The sequence below is a fragment of the Kouleothrix sp. genome, assembly GCF_046328425.1.
Taxonomy (GTDB): domain Bacteria; phylum Chloroflexota; class Chloroflexia; order Chloroflexales; family Roseiflexaceae; genus Kouleothrix.
In genome coordinates this window covers 422,811-440,420 of record NZ_JAXLWP010000004.1, presented here as the reverse complement: position 1 = coordinate 440,420, position 17,610 = coordinate 422,811, and the positions used below count along the sequence as shown (strand labels likewise).

Sequence of the window (17,610 nt, the reverse complement as noted above, 5' to 3'; positions counted from 1 at the left end):
TCGCAAATGGTAACACGCTGTTTTCGGGTTGTCAAACCACGATGCGAGCGGTGGCCCACAATAATGCGGCGCAAGTACCCGAAAGGCATGGCATTGCGCACTGCGGCATCGCGCTAGGCGACTGCTTGCTGTGTCGTCGAGAGCGCGATCGCGTCCAGGTAGCTGGCGAGATCGCGCCGCAGCTCGTCGTCGGCGGCGTCGTGCAGGCGCCAGAGCGCCCGCTGGATCACCTGGGCGTCGTAGGCAATCTGCGCGTTGCGCAGCGGATCGACTGGGTCGAACAGGCCGTTGCCCTGCTCGTCGAAGCTGTTGGCGATGTAGGTAGTAAGCTCGTCGAGCGTGTCTTTCGTCAGCGCCTGGCCGCCGCGCCAGAACAGCCGGGCCAGCGCCGGCGAGTAGTGCAGCCGGGCAGTCTGCTCGGCGCCAAGGATGCTGTTGATCCGCGCGCGCGCGCGCCGCACGTCGTGCTGGGCTGCGCGCAGCCACAGGCGCTGGTAGCCGGTAGGCGGCACCGGCGGCGCCGACACCAGCTGCAGCGCCGGCTCGGCCGGGCGCTGCGGCGCGCGAAATTCGATCAGGCCGGCGTGGCGCAGCACCTCGCGGCTCACGGTCTGGCGGTATTCAGCAGTGTCGACCGTCGCGGTGATGTAGACGTTGGGAGGGATGACCGGCTGGCAGTCGGCAGGAAAGCCTGGCAAATTGAGCCGCTTTGCGCCGTTGGGCGTCACCTGCAACAGCATCTCGAAGTAGTAGTCGAGGTCGGCCGGGTGGAGTGCGTCGAAGCACACCATGTAGGCCTTGCCGAAGTTGTTTGGTGCGGCCGCCTCTTGCAGCAGCTCGATGAATCGCCACGAGCTAAAGTGCTCTTGCAGTGTGCGGTAGTAGCGATCTTTGCCGGTAGCATTGGCCCAGCTTCCGGCGCCGCTGATGCACTGGTACTGTGGGCTATCGCGCCCGACCAGCGCCTCGGCGAACAGGCGCGCCAGCTCGGTTTTGCCTTGGCCGGCCACGCCCGTCAGAATAACAAACGGGTTGGTTTTCAGCGAGACGTAGTAGTTGACGATCAGTGCCCGCGGCAGATCGCACCCGCCTGAGCGAATGACCCCGACGATATGCTCGAGCAGCTGCTGCTCGCCGCACGCGGCGCCGCGCGCCTCGCGGCAGATCGTCTGGGCTAATGGGCTGTGATTACGCCAATGCGGCACCAACGCCAACTTCCCCAGGCCATCGGCGGCCTGCCCACCGGCGTCATCGGCGGCGGTTTCCTGGAAGTATTCCAGCATCAGGCTGTCCTCACCTCTTGTGTATCGCGCGGCTGCGCTCGATCACCGTCGACCGGCCGGCGCCGCGCTTCTATAAATCATCTCCAGCGGCGCATGCTAGCCGCCGCAAGCTTATTTTACCATTTATTGGCGCTGCCGCCGCCCGAGTGCTGCTGGTTCGTGGCCCGGCTGGTGAAACCCTCTGTACTCATACACACGCGCGCGCGGCATATGGTTCATTCTCTTTACATGTTTTACAATTTTTCGTGCTCTGGCCGCGCTGCCACTCTGCCGAAGCGCGAAAAAGCATCTGCGGGGCGGTTTTGCCGCCCCCACAGATGCATCAAGCAGGAGGATTGAAACTTTCCAAGCCACTAAATCGGGCGGCTACAGCTCGCGGAGGCCGTCGAGCACGGTGTTATCGGGCAGGTGGCGCTGCTCGGGCGCATTATTCTCGACGCGCACCGCGCCACGGCAGACCACCCCGGCGCCGAAGGCTACGTCGCCGCGCACCGCCAGCCGGTCGCACTCGCGCAGGCTGGGCGCGCCGTGGGCGAAGCGCGCCTCGAAATCGGCGATCAGGCGGTAGAAGCGCGGATCGAGCGCCACCAGCGCGGCCGGCCGGCTGCCCACCTGGCGCAGCGAGTAGTGCTCGTCGAGCGTGTAGATATCCGAGCGCAGGCGCAGCAGGTCGTCGCAGGTCTTCACCGGCATGAAGCGGTCACGGCCGACGCGCAGCACCTGCGCGCCAGGGAACACCGCGATTGCCGCGCCCATGGCCGTCTCGAGCTGGTACACCGGCGGCGAGCCGGCGTCGCGCGGGTCGAGCGTTTTGCTGTTGCGGATCATGGGCAGCTTGAGCACATTGTTGTTTTCGTCGAGGATCTGCTTGAGCCGGCGCAGGTTGATCCAGATGCTGTTGGTGTTGAAATACTTGTGGCGGGCGATATCCTGGAACGCCGGCAGGTCGGCCTCGGGGCACTGGGCGATCTCGCGCAGGATGAGCTGGCCGTCGCGGCGCTGGGCGATATGGCCGCCCTTCTTATCGGCCTCGGTGCGGTCGGTCACTTCCATGATGAACGGCAGGCGCTTGTTGGCCAGGTAGCCGAGGATGCCCAGGTCGAGCGTAGCGCCGAGGTTGTCGGCGTTCGAGATGAACAGGTACTCGTAGCCGCGCGCCAGCAAGGTCTCGAGCATGCCCGAGGTGGCCAGCGCGATGTACAGCTCGCCGTGGCCGGGCGGGCACCACTCGAGGGTGGGGTTGGCGGGCCACTCGGCGGGCGCCAGCGTATCTTGGAGGATCTTCGGCACCTTGTGCTGCATGAGCGAGAGCGGGATGGGGCCTTGCAGCTCGGGGTAGCGCTCCAGCACCGCGCGCGAGTCGGCGTCGGTGTTGAAGCTATTCATCAGGATGAGCGGCACGTGCTGCTCGTAGCGCGCGCCGAGGCCGAGCGTCTGGCGGGCGATGATATCGAGAAACGTCAGCCCGTCGCGGGCAACCAGCAGCGACTTGGCCTGGTCGAGGCCCATGCTGGTGCCCAGCCCGCCGTTGAGCTTCAGCACTGCGGCGCGGCCGAGCGCGGCGCGGCCGGCGGCGGCATACGCGGCGGTATCGGCAATATCGGGCACGGCCGCCACCGGCGCAATGGATTCTTCCGGGATCATGCCGACGCTGCCGGCTGCCAGCACGTCGTAGTAGTAGTGAAAGTTGTCGATCACGATCGCGGGCAGTCCCTCGCGGCGCATGCGCTCAGCAAATGGTGCAAAGTTGGCTGTGTTGTTGTGCGGCATAGGTTTTCTCTCTCAGTAGATGACACAGATTGTACCGATGATGATCGGGTCTACGCCAACGATCGATGTGGATTGAACAGCCTGTTTCTGATTGCCCTATAAGTATTTCAGCTAGGAGTTATGAACTTGCGTGATTCGGCTTCTTCACGGTACGAGATTAAGCCTGCGGCAGCATGGTACCTGCTGAGCTTCTTGTGCCCGTTTTCCGCGCCGAGCGCGGAACAACCGCACACGATACGGAGAAGAGTACCGCTCTGCCGAAGGCTGAGAGCGCAAACTGCGTTTGTCCTATCTGAATTATAGCATGGGCGACTGTAGCAAGACATAACAAAGCATTCATCGTTAGGTCGGGCCCCACGCATGCACCGTGATCGCATATCGCAAGGAGCGTGCCGCACGGCTGCCGGGCCGGCACCTGCCTGGAAACACCGCGATTGTCCTGGCCTTTTGACCTATCTTGTATCTATGCAAGCGATACAATTGGCCGTACTATTGCGAGCAATAGGCCGGTAAGGAAGGACAATGCAGGACAATCGCCGGCGCCAAGCAGGAGTACACGCAGGTGCAGATCAGCCTGAATCGCAACAGCCCGCAGCCGCTGTACACACAGCTGGCGCAAGACATCCAGCGGCGCATTCGCTCGGGGGCGCTGCCGCCGGGCACGCGGCTGCCGACGGTGCGCGAGCTGGCGCGGCAGCTTGGCGTAACCCGGCTGACGGTGCACACTGCCTATAGCGAGCTGCAATCGGGCGGCTGGGTCGAGGCCACGGTTGGGCGCGGCACGTTTGTGGCTGCGCAGAGCGAGCCCGACGCTGTCGAAACTGAATATGGCCGCGATCTGTCGACGCCGAGCATTCTGAACGACATGCTGCGGCTGGCGCGGCTGCCGGGCATGCGCTCGCTGGCCATGGCCGACGCCGCGCCCGACCTGTACCCGACGCGCGAGTTCGGCCGGGCGCTCAACGAGGCGCTTGGCGCCGGCCTGGCGGTGCTGAGCTACACTGCCTCGCAGGGCGACCCGCTGCTGCGCACCACGCTGGCCGAGCTGCTGCGCGAGCGCGGCATGAGCCCCGCGCCCGACGAGATCGTGGTGACATCCGGGGTAACGCAGGGCATGTCGCTGATCGCCCGCACGCTGGCCCGCCCCGGCGACACGGTGATCGTGGAGCAGCCGACGTACCTGGGGCTGCTGAATGTGCTGAACAACCACGGCCTGCGCCCGATCGGCGTGCCGGTCGACGACGAGGGCCTGGTGGTCGAGGCGCTCGAGCCGCTGCTGTACGAGCACCGGCCGCGCTTTATCTACACCATCCCGGTCTTTCAGAACCCTGGCGGCGTATGCCTGAGCGATCGGCGGCGCGCGGCGCTGCTCGAACTGATCGCGCGCCAGCGCGTGCCGCTGGTCGAAGACGACATCTACAGCGCGCTGGTGTACGAGGGCACGGCGCCGCGCGCGCTGCGCGCCGACGACAGCGCCGGGCTGGTGCTGAACATCGGCGGCTTCTCGAAATCGCTGCTGCCAGGCGCACGGATCGGCTACGTGGCCGCCGCACCGCAGTTTATCGGCCGGCTGGTGGCCGCCAAACAGGCCGACGACCTGTGCTCGCCGCCGCTGATGCAGCGCGCGCTGGCGCTGTTCATCCAGCACGGCTGGCTGGCCGCGCACCTGCGGCGCGCGCTGCCGCGCTACCGCGCCCGCCGCGACGCGCTGATGACCGCGCTGGCGCGCTACTTCCCCTCGGGCGTGCGCTGGACGACGCCGCGCGGCGGGTTTTGCTCGTGGGTGGCGCTGCCGCCCGGCACTTCGGTGCCCGACCTGTACCTGGCGGCGGTAGAGCGCGGCGTGGGCTTTGCGCCGGGCGACGTGTTCTTTGCCGAAACGCCGCCGCAGCCGTACCTGCGCCTGTCGTTCAGCAGCCTGCCGCCCGAGCAGATCGACGAGGCGGTGCAGATCCTTGGGCAGCTGATCAGCAGCCAGGCGACGCGGCGCGCGTTTGTGTCGCCGCCGCTGGCCGAGTGCGTGCCGCTAGTGTGATACGCTGTTCGCTTGATCATGTATCGATTGTGCTGCACGACGTGGCGAAGCCACGTCGTGCAGCACAATAAGAAATCGGGCGGCGAAGCCGCCCCCAAACCCCCACCAACGTGATGATATGCGCAGATGTTGGCGCGAAGCGCCAACATCTGCGCGATAAATGAAAAGTACCACTTGAATACAAGGAGCAGCAGGATGACGCGCATCGCGATCTACCAGGTCGACGCCTTCAGCAGCCGCGTGTTCGGCGGCAACCCCGCGGCGGTATGCCCGCTCGAAAGCTGGCTCGACGACGCGCTCATGCAGCAGATCGCTGCCGAGAACAACCTCTCCGAGACGGCGTTTTTCGTGCGGGGCGGCGAGCGCTACGGGCTACGCTGGTTCACGCCTGTGGTCGAGGTCGATCTGTGCGGCCACGCCACGCTGGCCTCGGCGTTCGTGCTGTTTAGCGAGCTTGAGCCTGAGCGCGCGGCGATCACCTTTTCGACACGCAGCGGCGACCTGACGGTGACGCGCGACGGCGACATGCTCATGATGGACTTCCCGAGCATCGCCACCACGCCCTGCGACCCGCCGGCCGACCTGGTGGCCGGCCTGGGGTGCGCGCCGCTCGAGACGCGCAGCGGCATGGATCTGCTGGTGCTGCTGGAGGACGAGGCGGCGGTGCGCGCGCTGCGGCCGCACATGGATACGCTGGCGCGGCTCGACACGCGCGGCGTGATCGCCACCGCGCCCGGCGACAGCGCCGACTTTGTGTCGCGCTTCTTCGCACCGGCCTATGGCTTGCCCGAGGACCCGGTGACCGGCTCGGCGCACTGCGCGCTGGCGCCCTACTGGGCCGCGCGGCTCGGCAAAACCCACCTGCACGCGCTGCAAGTGTCGGCGCGCGGCGGCGAGCTGTGGTGCGAAGACGCCGGGGCGCGCGTGCGGATCGCCGGCCGAGCCGCGAAATTCCTTCACGGTACAATAGAACTATAGAAAATTACAACCTCAGACGTATTGCTAAAATAAAAAAAGAATATTACAATGCTTATTGTAATATTCTTACAGAAACGCACCGGGAGCGCGGCGCGCGATAGACGAAAGAAACCACTGATGGACGAGCTGGACACAATCGACCTTCAGATACTGAAGCTCCTGCAAGCGGATGGCCGCATGTCGAATGCCGACCTGGCGCAGCGTGTGGGGCTGGCGCCGCCGACGGTGCTGCGGCGCGTGAAGCTGCTGGAAGAGCGCGGCTACATCCGCGGATATGTCGCGCTGGTCGACCCGCTGCGGCTTGGGCTGACGGTAACGGCGTTTATTTTTGTCGAGACCGCCGCCGGCTGCGATCTGCTCGAGGCCAATGATTTCTTGATGCGGCTGCCCGGCGTGCAAGAGGTGCATCACACGATTGGCGAGTGGTGCTTTCTGCTGAAGGTGCGCACCACCACGCCGCAGATGCTCGAGCAGCTGATCTACACCCAGCTGCGCAATCACCCGGCCGTGCGCCGCACCTTCACGACGCTGGCGACATCGTCGACATACGAAACAACAACGCTGCCGCTGCCTGAGAGCGGCGCCGATGCGCGCAATGGGCGCGCCATACATGCCATGGAGGAATGACATGACCACGATCGCCCGCACATACACGCCCGACACCGCCGAAGAGCTGAAACCACGCGCACGCAGCGGCGGGCCGCGCACCCCACGTGGCCCCCAGCCCACCGCCCGGCCCGACTGGTTCGAGCGCTACACCACGCAGGGCAGCTACGGCTCGCACATGCCGCTCGACACCCGGCTGCACTGGGATTGGCTCAACCCGCTGAATATCATTCCGGCGTTTATGTTGCTGCTGGTGGCGCTGACGCTTGTTAGCTTCCTGGCCGGCTAAGCCGAAAAGGCCACGCTGCATAGCAACTCCGTCTGAGTGCTTTCGTTTTGCGATGCCCTGCCCGGTTTCGCTGGGCAGGGCATCACAAGACGTTTCGGGTGGCGCAGCCGCCCCGAACCCCTATGTAACACGAGCTATGCGGTCTCCTCCCGCGCGGGAGGCTTGAGGGCGCAAGCCCTCCAAAACCATCTCTTTTTGGCCGGTCGCGGCCACCACCGTGGCCGCGACCGGCCAAAAGGAGCTGGAGGCGGCGCAGCCGCCCCCGAACCCCACCACGCAAGTGATGTATGTAACTGAAAGAAAGCGATGCAACGAACCACCCGCACCGGCTATCTGCTGACGGTTACTGCCGCGATCGTATGGGCGGCCACCAGCCCCGGGATCAAGTACCTGCTCGAAACGCACCACGTGCCCGCGCTGGCGATCGCCTTCTGGCGCGACGCGCTGATGGCGCTGGCCTGCTTCGCCGCGATCGGGCTGGTGCGCCCGGCGCTGCTGCGGGTGAGCCGGCGCGACCTGCGCGGACTGGCGGCGGTCGGCACGATCTCGATCGGCATCTACCACGCGCTGTGGGTGCTGTCGATCGTGCTGAATGGCGCGTCGGTGGCAGTGGTGATGATCTACACCTTCCCGACCTTTGTGACGCTGGGCGCCTGGCTGCTGTTCGGCGAGCGCATCCGCTGGCCACAGGTGCTGGCGCTGGCGATCTCGCTGCTGGGCGCGGCGCTGCTGGCGCGCGCCTACGACCCGGCGGTGCTGCGCGTGAGCTGGCTCGGCACACTGGTGGGGCTTTCGACTGGCCTGGCGCACGCGGGCTATGTGCTGTACAGCCAGCGCTCGGTGCAGAACATCAGCCCGTGGGCTTCGCTGGCCTACACCACGCTGTTCGGCTCGCTGGCGCTGCTGGTGCTATGGTTTGTTAGCGGCGCGCTGGGCATCACCGACGCCAGCCAGACGCGCAATATCGTTGCGGCGGTAGGCACCAGCGCGCCGCCGTGGGTTGTGCTGCTGATCCTGGCGCTCGGGCCGACGCTGATGGGCTACGCGCTGTTCACCATGGCGCTGCGCCACATCCCCGGCCGGGTCGCCAGCATTGTGGTGATGCTTGAGGCGCCGGTGTCGGTGCTGCTATCGGTGGCGCTGCTGGCCGAGCGGCTTGAGCGGCCGCAGATCGCCGGCATGGCGCTGATCTTGGGCGCAACCGTGCTGCCGCGGCTGCTCGCCGCCGACGCGCCGGCCGCCGAGGCGCACGCCGCGCCACTGCCGGCCGACGGCTAGGCCTGTCGCGCGGCGGGCGAGTTTCGCATATAATGCCGCCAGCGCGTCGGCGATGATGTTCGGCGCCTCCGAATCGCAAGGAGCCTGGTGTGAGCATAACCCGTCGCCTGATCCTGAGCGGCCTGGGCAATGTCGGCCGGAACTTTCTCGGCATTCTGATCTCGCAGGCCGACCTGATCCGCCGCGAGTATGATCTTGAATTCGTCCTGGTGGGCGCGGCCGATTCGGGTGGCGTGATCAGCAACGCGAGCGGGCTGGACGTGGCCGCGCTGCTGGCCGCCAAGCAGGCCCGCCGCAGCGTGGCGACGCTGCCAGGCGGCCGGCCGGGCGCTGGTGCGGTGGAGCTTGCGCGCACGCTCGACGCCGATATCCTGCTCGAGGCCACGCCGGTGAACCTGAAAGACGGCCAGCCCGGCCTCGACACCGCGCGCACCGCGCTTGAGCGCGGCATGGCTGCTGTGCTGGCGAACAAAGGCCCGCTGGCGCTGGCGTACCTCGAGCTTGCCGCGCTGAGCGACCTCTCGGCCGACGAGCGCGCGGACGCGCCGCCGCGCCCGGCGCTGCGCTTTAGCGCGTGTGTCGGCGGCGCCATGCCGACGATCAATATCGGCTGGCGCGACCTGGCCGGAGCGCGGATCGAGCGCGTCGAGGCGGTGCTCAACGGCACCACCCAGGGCATTCTGCGCATGATGGAAGCGGGCGCGAGCTACGCCGACGCGCTGGCCGAGATGCAGCGGCGCGGCCTGGCCGAGACCGACCCGTCGCTCGACGTAGAGGGCTGGGACGCCGCGAACAAGATCGTGATCCTGGCCAATGCCGTGCTGCTGCGCCCCTCGACGCTGGCCGACGTGGACGTGCAGGGCATCGCCAAGCTTTCGGCCGCCGACTTGCAGGCCGCCGCAGCGCGCGGCGAGCGGATCGTGCTGCTGTGCCTGGCCGAGCGCACCATGAGCGACTACCGCCTGAGCGTGCGGCCAACCGCGCTGCCGGCCAGCCACCCGCTGGCGCGCATGGGCGGCGACGAGATGGGCGTGGTGTACTACACCGACATCGCCGGCCGCCTGAGCGTCACCACGCTCGAGCGCGACCCGGTGCCCACCGCCGCAGCCATGCTGCGCGACGCGATCGACATCGCCACGCACTAAGCTGGCCCGGCCGCGCCTCGCTTCTTTCACCCCCACTTCGAGGACATACGCTATGACCTACGACCTCTCGCTCGACGCCGTCGAGCAGGCGCGGGCGCGGATCGCGCCGTATGTGCGCCATACCCCGCTGCTGGCACCGCCACAGCTACGCGGCGAGCTACCGCCCCAGCTGCGGCTGAAGCTCGAAAACCTGCAGGTGACCGGCTCGTTCAAGGCGCGCGGCGTGTTCAACACCCTGCTGCAGCTCGATGAAGATGCGCGCGCGCGCGGCGTGATCGCCGCCTCGGGCGGCAACCACGGCGCAGCGCTGGCCTACGGCGCGTGGCGGCTTGGCGTGCCGGCCACGGTGTTTCTGCCGGCCGCCGCCAGCGCCGACCGCGTGGCGCGCATCGCCACCTGGGGGGCGCGCGTGGTCAAGCACGGCGCGGTGTGGGACGAAGCCCACGCCCAGGCGCTGGCGCACGCCGCCGAGACCGGCCAGGCGTATGTGCACCCGTTCGACGCCGACCGCACCCTGGCAGGCCAGGGCACGCTCGGGCTTGAGCTGCTCGACGACGTGCCCGAGCTCGACTGCGTGCTGATCGCGATTGGCGGCGGCGGCCTGATCGCCGGCATGGCCGCGGCGATCAAGCAGCGGCGGCCGAACGCGCGGATCGTCGGCGTCGAGCCCACGGGCGCCGCCGCGATGCGCTACGCGATCGAGAGTGGCCGTGTCGCGCCGCTGCCCGAGGTGCGCACCTTCGCCGACACCCTGGCGCCGCGCGCGGTGAGCGAGCGCACGCTCACGCTGACCCGCCGCTATGTCGACGAGATTGTGACGGTGAGCGATGCCCAGATGCTGGCGGCCATGCGCTGGCTGTGGGCCGACTGCAACCAGCTGGTCGAGCCGGCCGGCGCCGCGGTGATCGCGGCACTGCAGAGCGGTGCGGCCGACGTATCGCGCCACGCTCACCCGGTGGCGCTGATCTGCGGCGGCAACGCCGCAGTCGAGGGCGTGTTCGCCGCCTACCAGCCACGCTGATACCAGCTCCGCTTGTTCTCTTTCTTGTTGCTAGTATAGCCTGCGGCAGCATGGTACTCTGCCATCGTTGTGCGTTGTTTCCGCGCGAGCGCGGAAACAACGCACACCTCTACGGAATCGGGTACTGCTCTGCTGAAGGCAGAGCCCGCCAACTGCGGAAGCCATAAAAGAATTTCGCGGGCGGCAACGCCACTCCCGATCCCGCACCCCAGCACCGCATCCATACCTATAGACATGCAGACCGGGCGAGCGGCGAGCTTGCCGGTCGCCCGGCGGCGCACGCACCCCGCACGCCGTGCTAGGCATGCAAAACGCCCCGGCTCTCGTATACATCGGTGACACCATCACGCCAGCATAGCGGCAGCGTGCCGCCGGCGAGCGGCGCATCCCCACGCGCCGGGCTAACCGCGACGCCCGATCTGCGTGAAATGTCGTACAGGTTTAGCCGCGCGCCGGGCGCTCGACACATGGTCGACAAGCATCGCCTACAATCGGCTGGTCTTCAGCTGGAGGGTGCCTATGTCGAACGACCCGGAGAAACAGGGCGGCTCGTTTGTTGTGCGCATCTGGTGGGAGCACAGCAGCGACGAGCAGGGCGGCGGGCGCTGGCGCGGCTGGGTTCAGCACGTGCGCAACGGCAACCAGATCTACTTCGCCAGCCTGCACGACCTGAACAGCTTTATCGCGGGCGAGATCGGCATTGAGCGCGGCGAAGAGCGCGCCTCCGACGGGCTGGGATAGTGTAGCGCCGGGCTGGCCTGGCTGTGAAAGGAAGCGGGCATGAATGGCAGGGGCTTTCTCGGCACCAATGCGTCGGTTCTGGCCGACGTTTCGCTGGTGCTGGGGATCGTCGTGGCACTGGTGCTGACGGTGGGAATGCTGCTGGCGGTGATGAAGCGCTACAACGCGCACCGCTGGGTGCAGACGGTGGCGGTGTGTATAAATGTCGTGCAAGTGCTTTCGATCATGATCGCCTCGTTCTTCAAGTCGGCCGCGCCCGGCATTCCGCAGAAGCTGAACGAGACGTACTATCGGGCCGCGACGATCCATGCCGCGCTTGGCTTCATCACGCTGATCTTCGGCACGTTTGTGATGCTGCGCGGCAACAAGCTGGTGCCGCGGGCGCTGCGCTTCAAGAACTACAAGCTGTTCATGCGCACGGCCTACGGCCTGTATGTGGCCGTGACGCTGCTGGGGATCTGGGTGTACAGCGTGTGGTATGTGAACGAGCCCGCGCCCGCCACCGCCGCCGCGCCCCAGCCTGTGGCGCAGAAGGCAGACGAGCTGACGGTGCCGATGGCTAACTTCGTATTCAACCCGCAAGAGGTTGTGATCCCGGTAGGCGCGACGGTGGTGTGGGTAAACCAGGATGGCGCGCCGCACACCGCCACCGCCGACGACGGCGCGCTGTTTAAATCCGAGCTGCTCGCGAAGGGCCAGAGCTTCAAGCACACCTTCGACAAGGCCGGCACCTTTGCGTACTACTGCGAGCTGCACGGCAGCGCCGGTGGCCAGGACATGGCCGGGACGATCAAGGTGGTGCCGGCCGGCGAGGCGCCGCAGCTGGCCGCCGCCGCGCCGCAGATCGCCGCGCCCACGCCGCAGCCCACGCCCGAGCCGCTGCCGGTGAAGTACTTCGGCAAGCCGAGCGGCACCGCCGCCTTCCGCGACGACAAAGGCCGCAACGACCAGGTCGTCGTGAACCTGCGCGTCGACGCGCCGCCGCAGGCCGGCCAGTCGCTGTTCGCCTTCCTTACCACGCTCGACGGCAGCGCGACCCAGCCGCTTGGCCCGCTGCAGCTCGACGGCGGCGGCGGCGCCAGCGGCACGTTCAACGCGCCCGACGGCGCGAACCTGGCCGCGCGCTTCAACCGCTTTGTGATCAGCCAGGAGGCCGCCGGCAGCCAGCCGGCCAAGCCCAGCGGCCAGCCGATCTTCGAGGGCGTGCTGCCCGGCCAGGCGTTTCAGTTCCTGACGCAGCTGCTGGCGAATGGCCCGGGCCTGCCGGCCCAGCAGGGCTACGTGGCCGGCATCCGCCTGCAGACCGACGAGCTGGTGCGCCACGTGGCGTTTCTGGCCAACGCGCGCGCCTCCGGCGACCTTGCTGGCGTCAAGCGCCACGCCGAGCACGTGTATAACCTGATCGCCGGCTCGCTCGACCCGAAGTTCGGCGACCTGAATGGCGACGGCCGATCGCAAAACCCCGGCGATGGCTTCGGGCTGCTGCAGAACGGCGGCCAGGCCGGCTACCTGCTGGCGGCCGGCAACGCCGCCACCGCCGCCAAGAATGCCCCCGACGCCAGCGACGGCGTGAAGGCGCACTCCGAGCACGTGCTGATCTGCACGCAGAACATGCAGGAGTGGGCGGTGGAAGGGCGCGGCCTGGCCTTGCAGCTGGCCCAGGCCAGCGACCTAGGCGCCACCGCGCAGCCCAGCGCGCGGCTGGCCCAGCTGAGCGAGTGGATCCAGCGCGGCGACGACGCCAATGGCGACGGCGAGATCGCGCCGGTGCCGGGCGAGGGCGGCGGCCTGGTGGCCTACGAGCACGCCCAGTTCATGGCCGGGTTCGGGCTATTCCCGTTCAAAGCCGCCGACGCGCCGCTCGCGCCGCTGACGTTTGTGCTCTACCCGGTGGCGGCGCAGGCCGCGCCGCACCAGCATCATCACTAGCATAGCGTATAGAGCGATCATCCGCAGATGAGACTGGATCGGAAATAGGGGAGCCGGAGAGGCAAAGCCCCTCCGAACCTCCCTGGTGGGGCGTCTATGGTAGGAAAGCTGCCATAGACGCCCCACCAACAGGAGATTTTGGGGGCCTGCAGCCCCCAAGCCCCCACTATTGTTATTCCAATAAAGTCTGTTGCACCGATTGCACAGATGACGCTTAACGCGATATATAGAGTTTCCGGCGGCGATCTACCGGCCGCCGGCCGCGCTCGAAGGAGATGCCGATGCTTTCACCAACGACACAGAAGCTCACCTACCTAACTGCCGGGCTCTTCGCGCTGATGGGGCTGGCGCTGTTCGCCGCGCCCAGCTGGGCTGCGGCCAATGCAGCGTGGAAGATCACGCCGTTCGCGGCCATGACCATGGGCGGCTGGTACCTCGGCGGCGCGCTCATGGCGTTCGAGGCCGCCCGCAATTGGGATTGGTCGGTGAACCACACGCCGCTGATCTTCACCTGGGCGTTCAGCGCGCTCGAGGCCGGGCTGCTGGTGGTGCACCGCCAGGTGCTGCACCTCGACACGGCCTTCGGCATCGCCTACACGATCGCGCTGGCGATCAGCGCGGTGGCTACGCTGGCGAGCCTGGCCGACTGGGCGCGCGCCCGGCCGCGGATTGCGGCGGCCGGCGGCGCGAACCCCTGGTGGTCGCGCGCGCTGGCGGCGGTGTTCGTGATCGTCGTAGCGTTCTTCGCCATCCCGCTGCTGATTGGCAGCGCGCGCGGCGGCACGATCTGGCCGAGCGAGCTGACGCTGCTGACGGCGCGCAGCTTTGGCGCGTTTTTCCTGGCGCTGGTGCTGAGCATCGCGCCGCTGATGTTTTCGCGCGGCATGGCCCCGGTGGTGGCCGAGATGCGCCCCGGCATCGCCATGAGCGCGCTGATCGGCGTGGCCGCGCTGGTGTTTATTGGCGATTTCGACTTTGGCGCGCGGCCGCTCGGGATTGTGTATATCGGCGCGTACGTAGCCACAATCGCCGGCGCGGCCGTGCTGCTGGCCTACAATCGCGCCCAGCGCCAGCCGCAGGCCCAGGCGCAGGCACGGGGCGCGCGCTCGTAAGCCTAGCATTGTTTTCGCAGATGAAAGGAGCAACCCCTTGAACCCACGGAGATCTCTTCTTGCTCTGCTGATCGTCGCCGCGCTGCTGCTGGCGGCCTGCGGCGGCGCGCCGGCCGCCGAGCAGCCGCCTACCGCCCAGCAGGCGCCTACCGCTGCCGCGCTGCCCACCGCCGCGCCGCTCGCGCCAACGCCGACATTCGAGCCGGCCGCCGACGCCGAGCCAACCGTTGGCGCCGCACCCACCGCCGCACCCACCGCCGCGACTGCAGCGCAGGGCGGCGGCGCGCTGGCCTGGCGCGACCAGGTGCTGCGCAACGACGAGGTGATCGTGTCGGTGAGCGGCCTGGCCGCGCCGCCCAGCGGCCAGGTGTATGCCGCATGGCTTGGCGGGAAAGATGCCAGCCTGCCGCTTGGCCCGCTGACGCTCAGCAGCGACCCGGCCACGCTCACGTTTGTGTCGCCGAACAACGAGAACCTGCTCGGCACCTACAGCCAGGTGTATATCACCCAGGCGGCCGAGGCCGAGGCCACAACCAACAACAAAACCGTGGTGCTGGCGGCCGCTCTGCCGGAAAAGGCGCTGGTGCACATCCGCCACGTGCTGTTCAGCATTGGCAATACGCCGAACAAGATCGGCTTTGCGCTGGGGCTGCGCCAGGAGACCGACGAGCTGCAGCGGCACGCGCAGTTCCTGAACGATTCCTTTAAGGCCGGCGACTTCCGCCTGGTGAAAGTGCACGCCGAGCATATCGCCAATATTATCGAAGGCTCCGAGGCCCACGACGTCAATGGCGACGGCAAGATCCAGAACCCCGGCGACGGCTTCGGGCTGCTGCAGAACGGCACCCAGGACGGCTACATCAAGGGCATGGTCGACCACGCCAAGCTGGCGGCCGAAGCGCCCGACGCCACCGACGCGATCAAGCTGCACGCCGGCCATGTGCAGATCGCCGGCGAGAACACCCGCGTGCGCGTGCAGGACATCCACGACCGCGCCGATAAGATCGCCCAGGCCGGCGGCATCGCCGATACGCAGCAGGATGTGCTGAAGATCCTCGCGCTGGCGCAGCAGACCATCCAGGGCCTTGATGTGAACCAGGACGAGCAGATCGGCCCGGTGCCCGGCGAGGGCGGCGTGCTGACGGCCTACCAGCACGCCCAGCTGATGGCTGGCCTTGCGCTGGCGCCGGGCCAGGCGCAGGCCCCCGCCGCGGCCGAAGCCCAGCCGGCGGCCCAGCCGCAGACGGTGAATATCGATATTGGCGATAACACGTTCGCGCCGAACAAGATCACCGTGCCGCTAGGTGCCACCGTGGTGTGGAGCCACAAGGGCCAGCGCAAGCACACCGTCACCGCCGACGACAACTCGTTCACCAGCGGCACGCTCGAGGCCGGCGGCAGCTTCAAGCAGACGTTCAGCAAAGCCGGCACCTTCCCATACTACTGCGAGTTCCACGGCGGCCCCGGCGCCGCCGGCATGGCCGGCAGCATTGTGGTGGCCGAGCAGTCGGCGGCGGCCCAGCCCGCAGCAGCCCAGCCCACCGCCGCGCCCGCCGCGCAGCCAACCGCCGCGCCTGCGCCAGCGGCCGGCGCGAACGAGGTGGTGATTGGCGACAACACCTTCACCGCAAAGGAGATCAGCGTGCCGGTGGGCGCCACCGTGGTGTGGAGCCACAAGGGCCAGCGCAAGCACACCGTCACCGCCGACGACAACTCGTTCACCAGCGGCACGCTCGGGGCCGGCGGCAGCTTCAAGCAGACGTTCAGCAAAGCCGGCACCTTTGCATACTACTGCGAGTTCCACGGCGGCCCTGGCGGCGCCGGCATGGCCGGGGTGATCAAAGTTGGCGATGGCGGTGGCGCCGCAGCTCAGCCGACCGCAGCGCCCCAGCCCACCGCGGCGCAGGCCGCGGCGCCGGCAGCGGTGACCGTGTCGATGAAAGATTTTGAGTTCGCGCCGACCGAGATCACGGTGAAGGCCGGCGGCACAATCACCTGGAAGAACGACGGCGCCAAGCCGCACTCGGCCACCGCCTCGGACAACTCGTTCGACACCGCGATCTTTCAGCCCGGCGAGTCGAAGACCGTGACGTTTAGCAAGCCTGGCAAATTCCCATACTACTGCCAGCTGCACGGCACGCCCGACGGCAACGGTATGGTCGGCACGGTGATCGTCGAGTGATACGCTGTTCGCTTGATCACGTATCGATTGAGTTGCACGACGTGGCTTCGCCACGTCGTGCAACTCAAGAAGAAATTTGGGGGCGGCGAGCCGCCCCCAAACCCCCACCAAAGTGTACGTCATCAAGCGAAATTGGTATGCGAGCCTGGCGCGGGTGAAACCAACGCACCTGCTCGATCGTCTCAACACGTGAGCCATCAGGTGCTGGTGGCGCGCGCTGCCACAGGAGGAAGTATGCCGGTGGAACCGTTTCGCGTGCTGGTGATCGACGACGATGCGAACCTGCGGGTGCTGCTGAAGCTGCTGTTCGAGCACGAGGGCTACCAGGTGCTGCTCGCGCCCGACGGCGAAATTGGCCTGACGCTGGCCGAGGGCGGCAGCCCCGACGTCATTCTGCTCGACGTGGCGATGCCGCATCGCAGCGGGCTGGAGGTATACCTCGACCTGCAGAACAACCCGCGAACCGCCGGCATCCCCGTGCTTGTCTGCTCGGCCGCGCTGACCCAGCTGGAGGCGCGGCGCTGGTACACGCTGCCGAATGTGCTTGAAGTGATTGCCAAGCCGTTCGATATCAACGCGCTGATGCAGCGGATCGAGCTGATCTGCCGCAGCCAGCTCGCGCCCCAGGCGTAAACGGCGGCGCGGGCGCGGCTTGGCCGCGCCCGCGCCTTCTGATACCGCATCCGGCTGATCACTTGCCTTATGTGAGGGTTCGGGGGTGGCAAAGCTGCCCCCGAACTTCTTTTTGTGTTGCACTGCCTGGCGAAGCCAGGCAGTGCAACACAATCTTAGGACTTTCGCAGTTGGCGTGCTCAGCCATCGGCAGAGCGCTACTATCTTCGTGTATTGTATACAGTTCTTCCACCTGGAGCGCGGAAAAACTGCATACAGAAGATACAGACGTACCATGCTGCCGATGCTGCCGCAGGCTCAATCTCGCTACTTGAGGAAGCCGAAGAGCGCAAGTGCGTAACTCCTATAGTGATCGAGCGAAGAGTGTATTACTCGCCGGATTGGTCATTCCGGCTGGCCGCGCGCGTTAGCCCAACGACCAGCAGCGTGCTCATCCCTCCAAGGATGTACCCCACTGTCAAAATCAGCATAGGCGCCACCATCTCATTTACATAGTTGCTCTCGCTGGCGCCGACGGCACTGTCGGCGCTGCGAGCTGTCGCCATAGTATGCGCGCCAGATAAAGCCCCAATGAACAAGCGGTAAGGCTTGAATGAGCGCGGGACTCA

At 67.0% G+C, this 17,610-nt stretch carries 15 protein-coding genes; 12 read left to right on the top strand and 3 right to left on the bottom strand.

Going from position 1 to position 17,610, the window contains the following annotated elements; translation table 11 throughout:
• Nucleotides 1-113: 113 nt before the first annotated feature.
• Nucleotides 114-1,283 carry a hypothetical protein gene (locus tag U0177_RS04655; RefSeq protein ID WP_409569428.1) on the bottom strand — a complete coding sequence of 390 codons (1,170 nt, stop codon included), beginning with the start codon at nucleotides 1,281-1,283 and terminating at the stop codon, nucleotides 114-116.
• A 366-nt stretch (nucleotides 1,284-1,649) separates the two neighbouring features.
• Complete coding sequence (locus U0177_RS04650) at nucleotides 1,650-3,053, bottom strand: UTP--glucose-1-phosphate uridylyltransferase (RefSeq protein ID WP_409569427.1); 1,404 nt, start codon at nucleotides 3,051-3,053, stop codon at nucleotides 1,650-1,652.
• A gap of 562 nt (nucleotides 3,054-3,615) precedes the next feature.
• Between U0177_RS04650 and U0177_RS04645 the strand changes: the two genes are divergently transcribed.
• The 12 genes from U0177_RS04645 (at nucleotide 3,616) to U0177_RS04590 (ending at nucleotide 17,002) form a co-directional block, all read left to right on the top strand.
• Entirely contained in the window at nucleotides 3,616-5,088 is a 1,473-nt protein-coding gene (locus tag U0177_RS04645; RefSeq protein WP_409569426.1) for a PLP-dependent aminotransferase family protein, read from the top strand.
• Between the two features lie 195 nt (nucleotides 5,089-5,283).
• Nucleotides 5,284-6,066: a PhzF family phenazine biosynthesis protein gene (locus tag U0177_RS04640; protein WP_409569425.1), complete on the top strand. Its 783-nt coding sequence runs from the start codon at nucleotides 5,284-5,286 to the stop codon at nucleotides 6,064-6,066.
• 117 nt (nucleotides 6,067-6,183) lie between these two features.
• Nucleotides 6,184-6,693 carry an Lrp/AsnC family transcriptional regulator gene (locus tag U0177_RS04635; RefSeq protein WP_409569424.1) on the top strand — a complete coding sequence of 170 codons (510 nt, stop codon included), beginning with the start codon at nucleotides 6,184-6,186 and terminating at the stop codon, nucleotides 6,691-6,693.
• A 1-nt stretch (nucleotide 6,694) separates the two neighbouring features.
• A complete protein-coding gene (locus tag U0177_RS04630; protein WP_409569423.1) occupies nucleotides 6,695-6,961 on the top strand; it encodes a hypothetical protein in 267 nt (88 codons plus the stop codon).
• Nucleotides 6,962-7,267: 306 nt separating this feature from the next.
• Nucleotides 7,268-8,239 carry a DMT family transporter gene (locus tag U0177_RS04625; RefSeq protein ID WP_409569422.1) on the top strand — a complete coding sequence of 324 codons (972 nt, stop codon included), beginning with the start codon at nucleotides 7,268-7,270 and terminating at the stop codon, nucleotides 8,237-8,239.
• Between the two features lie 89 nt (nucleotides 8,240-8,328).
• A complete protein-coding gene (locus U0177_RS04620; RefSeq protein WP_409569421.1) occupies nucleotides 8,329-9,384 on the top strand; it encodes a homoserine dehydrogenase in 1,056 nt (351 codons plus the stop codon).
• Nucleotides 9,385-9,436: 52 nt separating this feature from the next.
• Nucleotides 9,437-10,405 carry a threonine/serine dehydratase gene (locus tag U0177_RS04615; protein WP_409569420.1) on the top strand — a complete coding sequence of 323 codons (969 nt, stop codon included), beginning with the start codon at nucleotides 9,437-9,439 and terminating at the stop codon, nucleotides 10,403-10,405.
• A 519-nt stretch (nucleotides 10,406-10,924) separates the two neighbouring features.
• On the top strand, nucleotides 10,925-11,146 hold the full coding sequence (locus U0177_RS04610; protein ID WP_409569419.1) for a hypothetical protein: 222 nt from the start codon (nucleotides 10,925-10,927) through the stop codon (nucleotides 11,144-11,146).
• A gap of 39 nt (nucleotides 11,147-11,185) precedes the next feature.
• On the top strand, nucleotides 11,186-13,075 hold the full coding sequence (locus tag U0177_RS04605; protein ID WP_409569418.1) for a cupredoxin family copper-binding protein: 1,890 nt from the start codon (nucleotides 11,186-11,188) through the stop codon (nucleotides 13,073-13,075).
• A 281-nt stretch (nucleotides 13,076-13,356) separates the two neighbouring features.
• Nucleotides 13,357-14,187 carry a hypothetical protein gene (locus U0177_RS04600; RefSeq protein WP_409569417.1) on the top strand — a complete coding sequence of 277 codons (831 nt, stop codon included), beginning with the start codon at nucleotides 13,357-13,359 and terminating at the stop codon, nucleotides 14,185-14,187.
• A 37-nt stretch (nucleotides 14,188-14,224) separates the two neighbouring features.
• Nucleotides 14,225-16,369, top strand: a complete 2,145-nt coding sequence (locus U0177_RS04595) for a cupredoxin domain-containing protein (RefSeq protein WP_409569416.1) — start codon at nucleotides 14,225-14,227, stop codon at nucleotides 16,367-16,369.
• 234 nt (nucleotides 16,370-16,603) lie between these two features.
• Nucleotides 16,604-17,002, top strand: a complete 399-nt coding sequence (locus U0177_RS04590) for a PleD family two-component system response regulator (protein ID WP_409569415.1) — start codon at nucleotides 16,604-16,606, stop codon at nucleotides 17,000-17,002.
• A 368-nt stretch (nucleotides 17,003-17,370) separates the two neighbouring features.
• On the opposite strand, the gene U0177_RS04585 is transcribed toward U0177_RS04590, so the two are convergent.
• Nucleotides 17,371-17,547, bottom strand: a complete 177-nt coding sequence (locus U0177_RS04585) for a hypothetical protein (RefSeq protein WP_409569414.1) — start codon at nucleotides 17,545-17,547, stop codon at nucleotides 17,371-17,373.
• Between the last annotated feature and the right edge of the window lie 63 nt (nucleotides 17,548-17,610).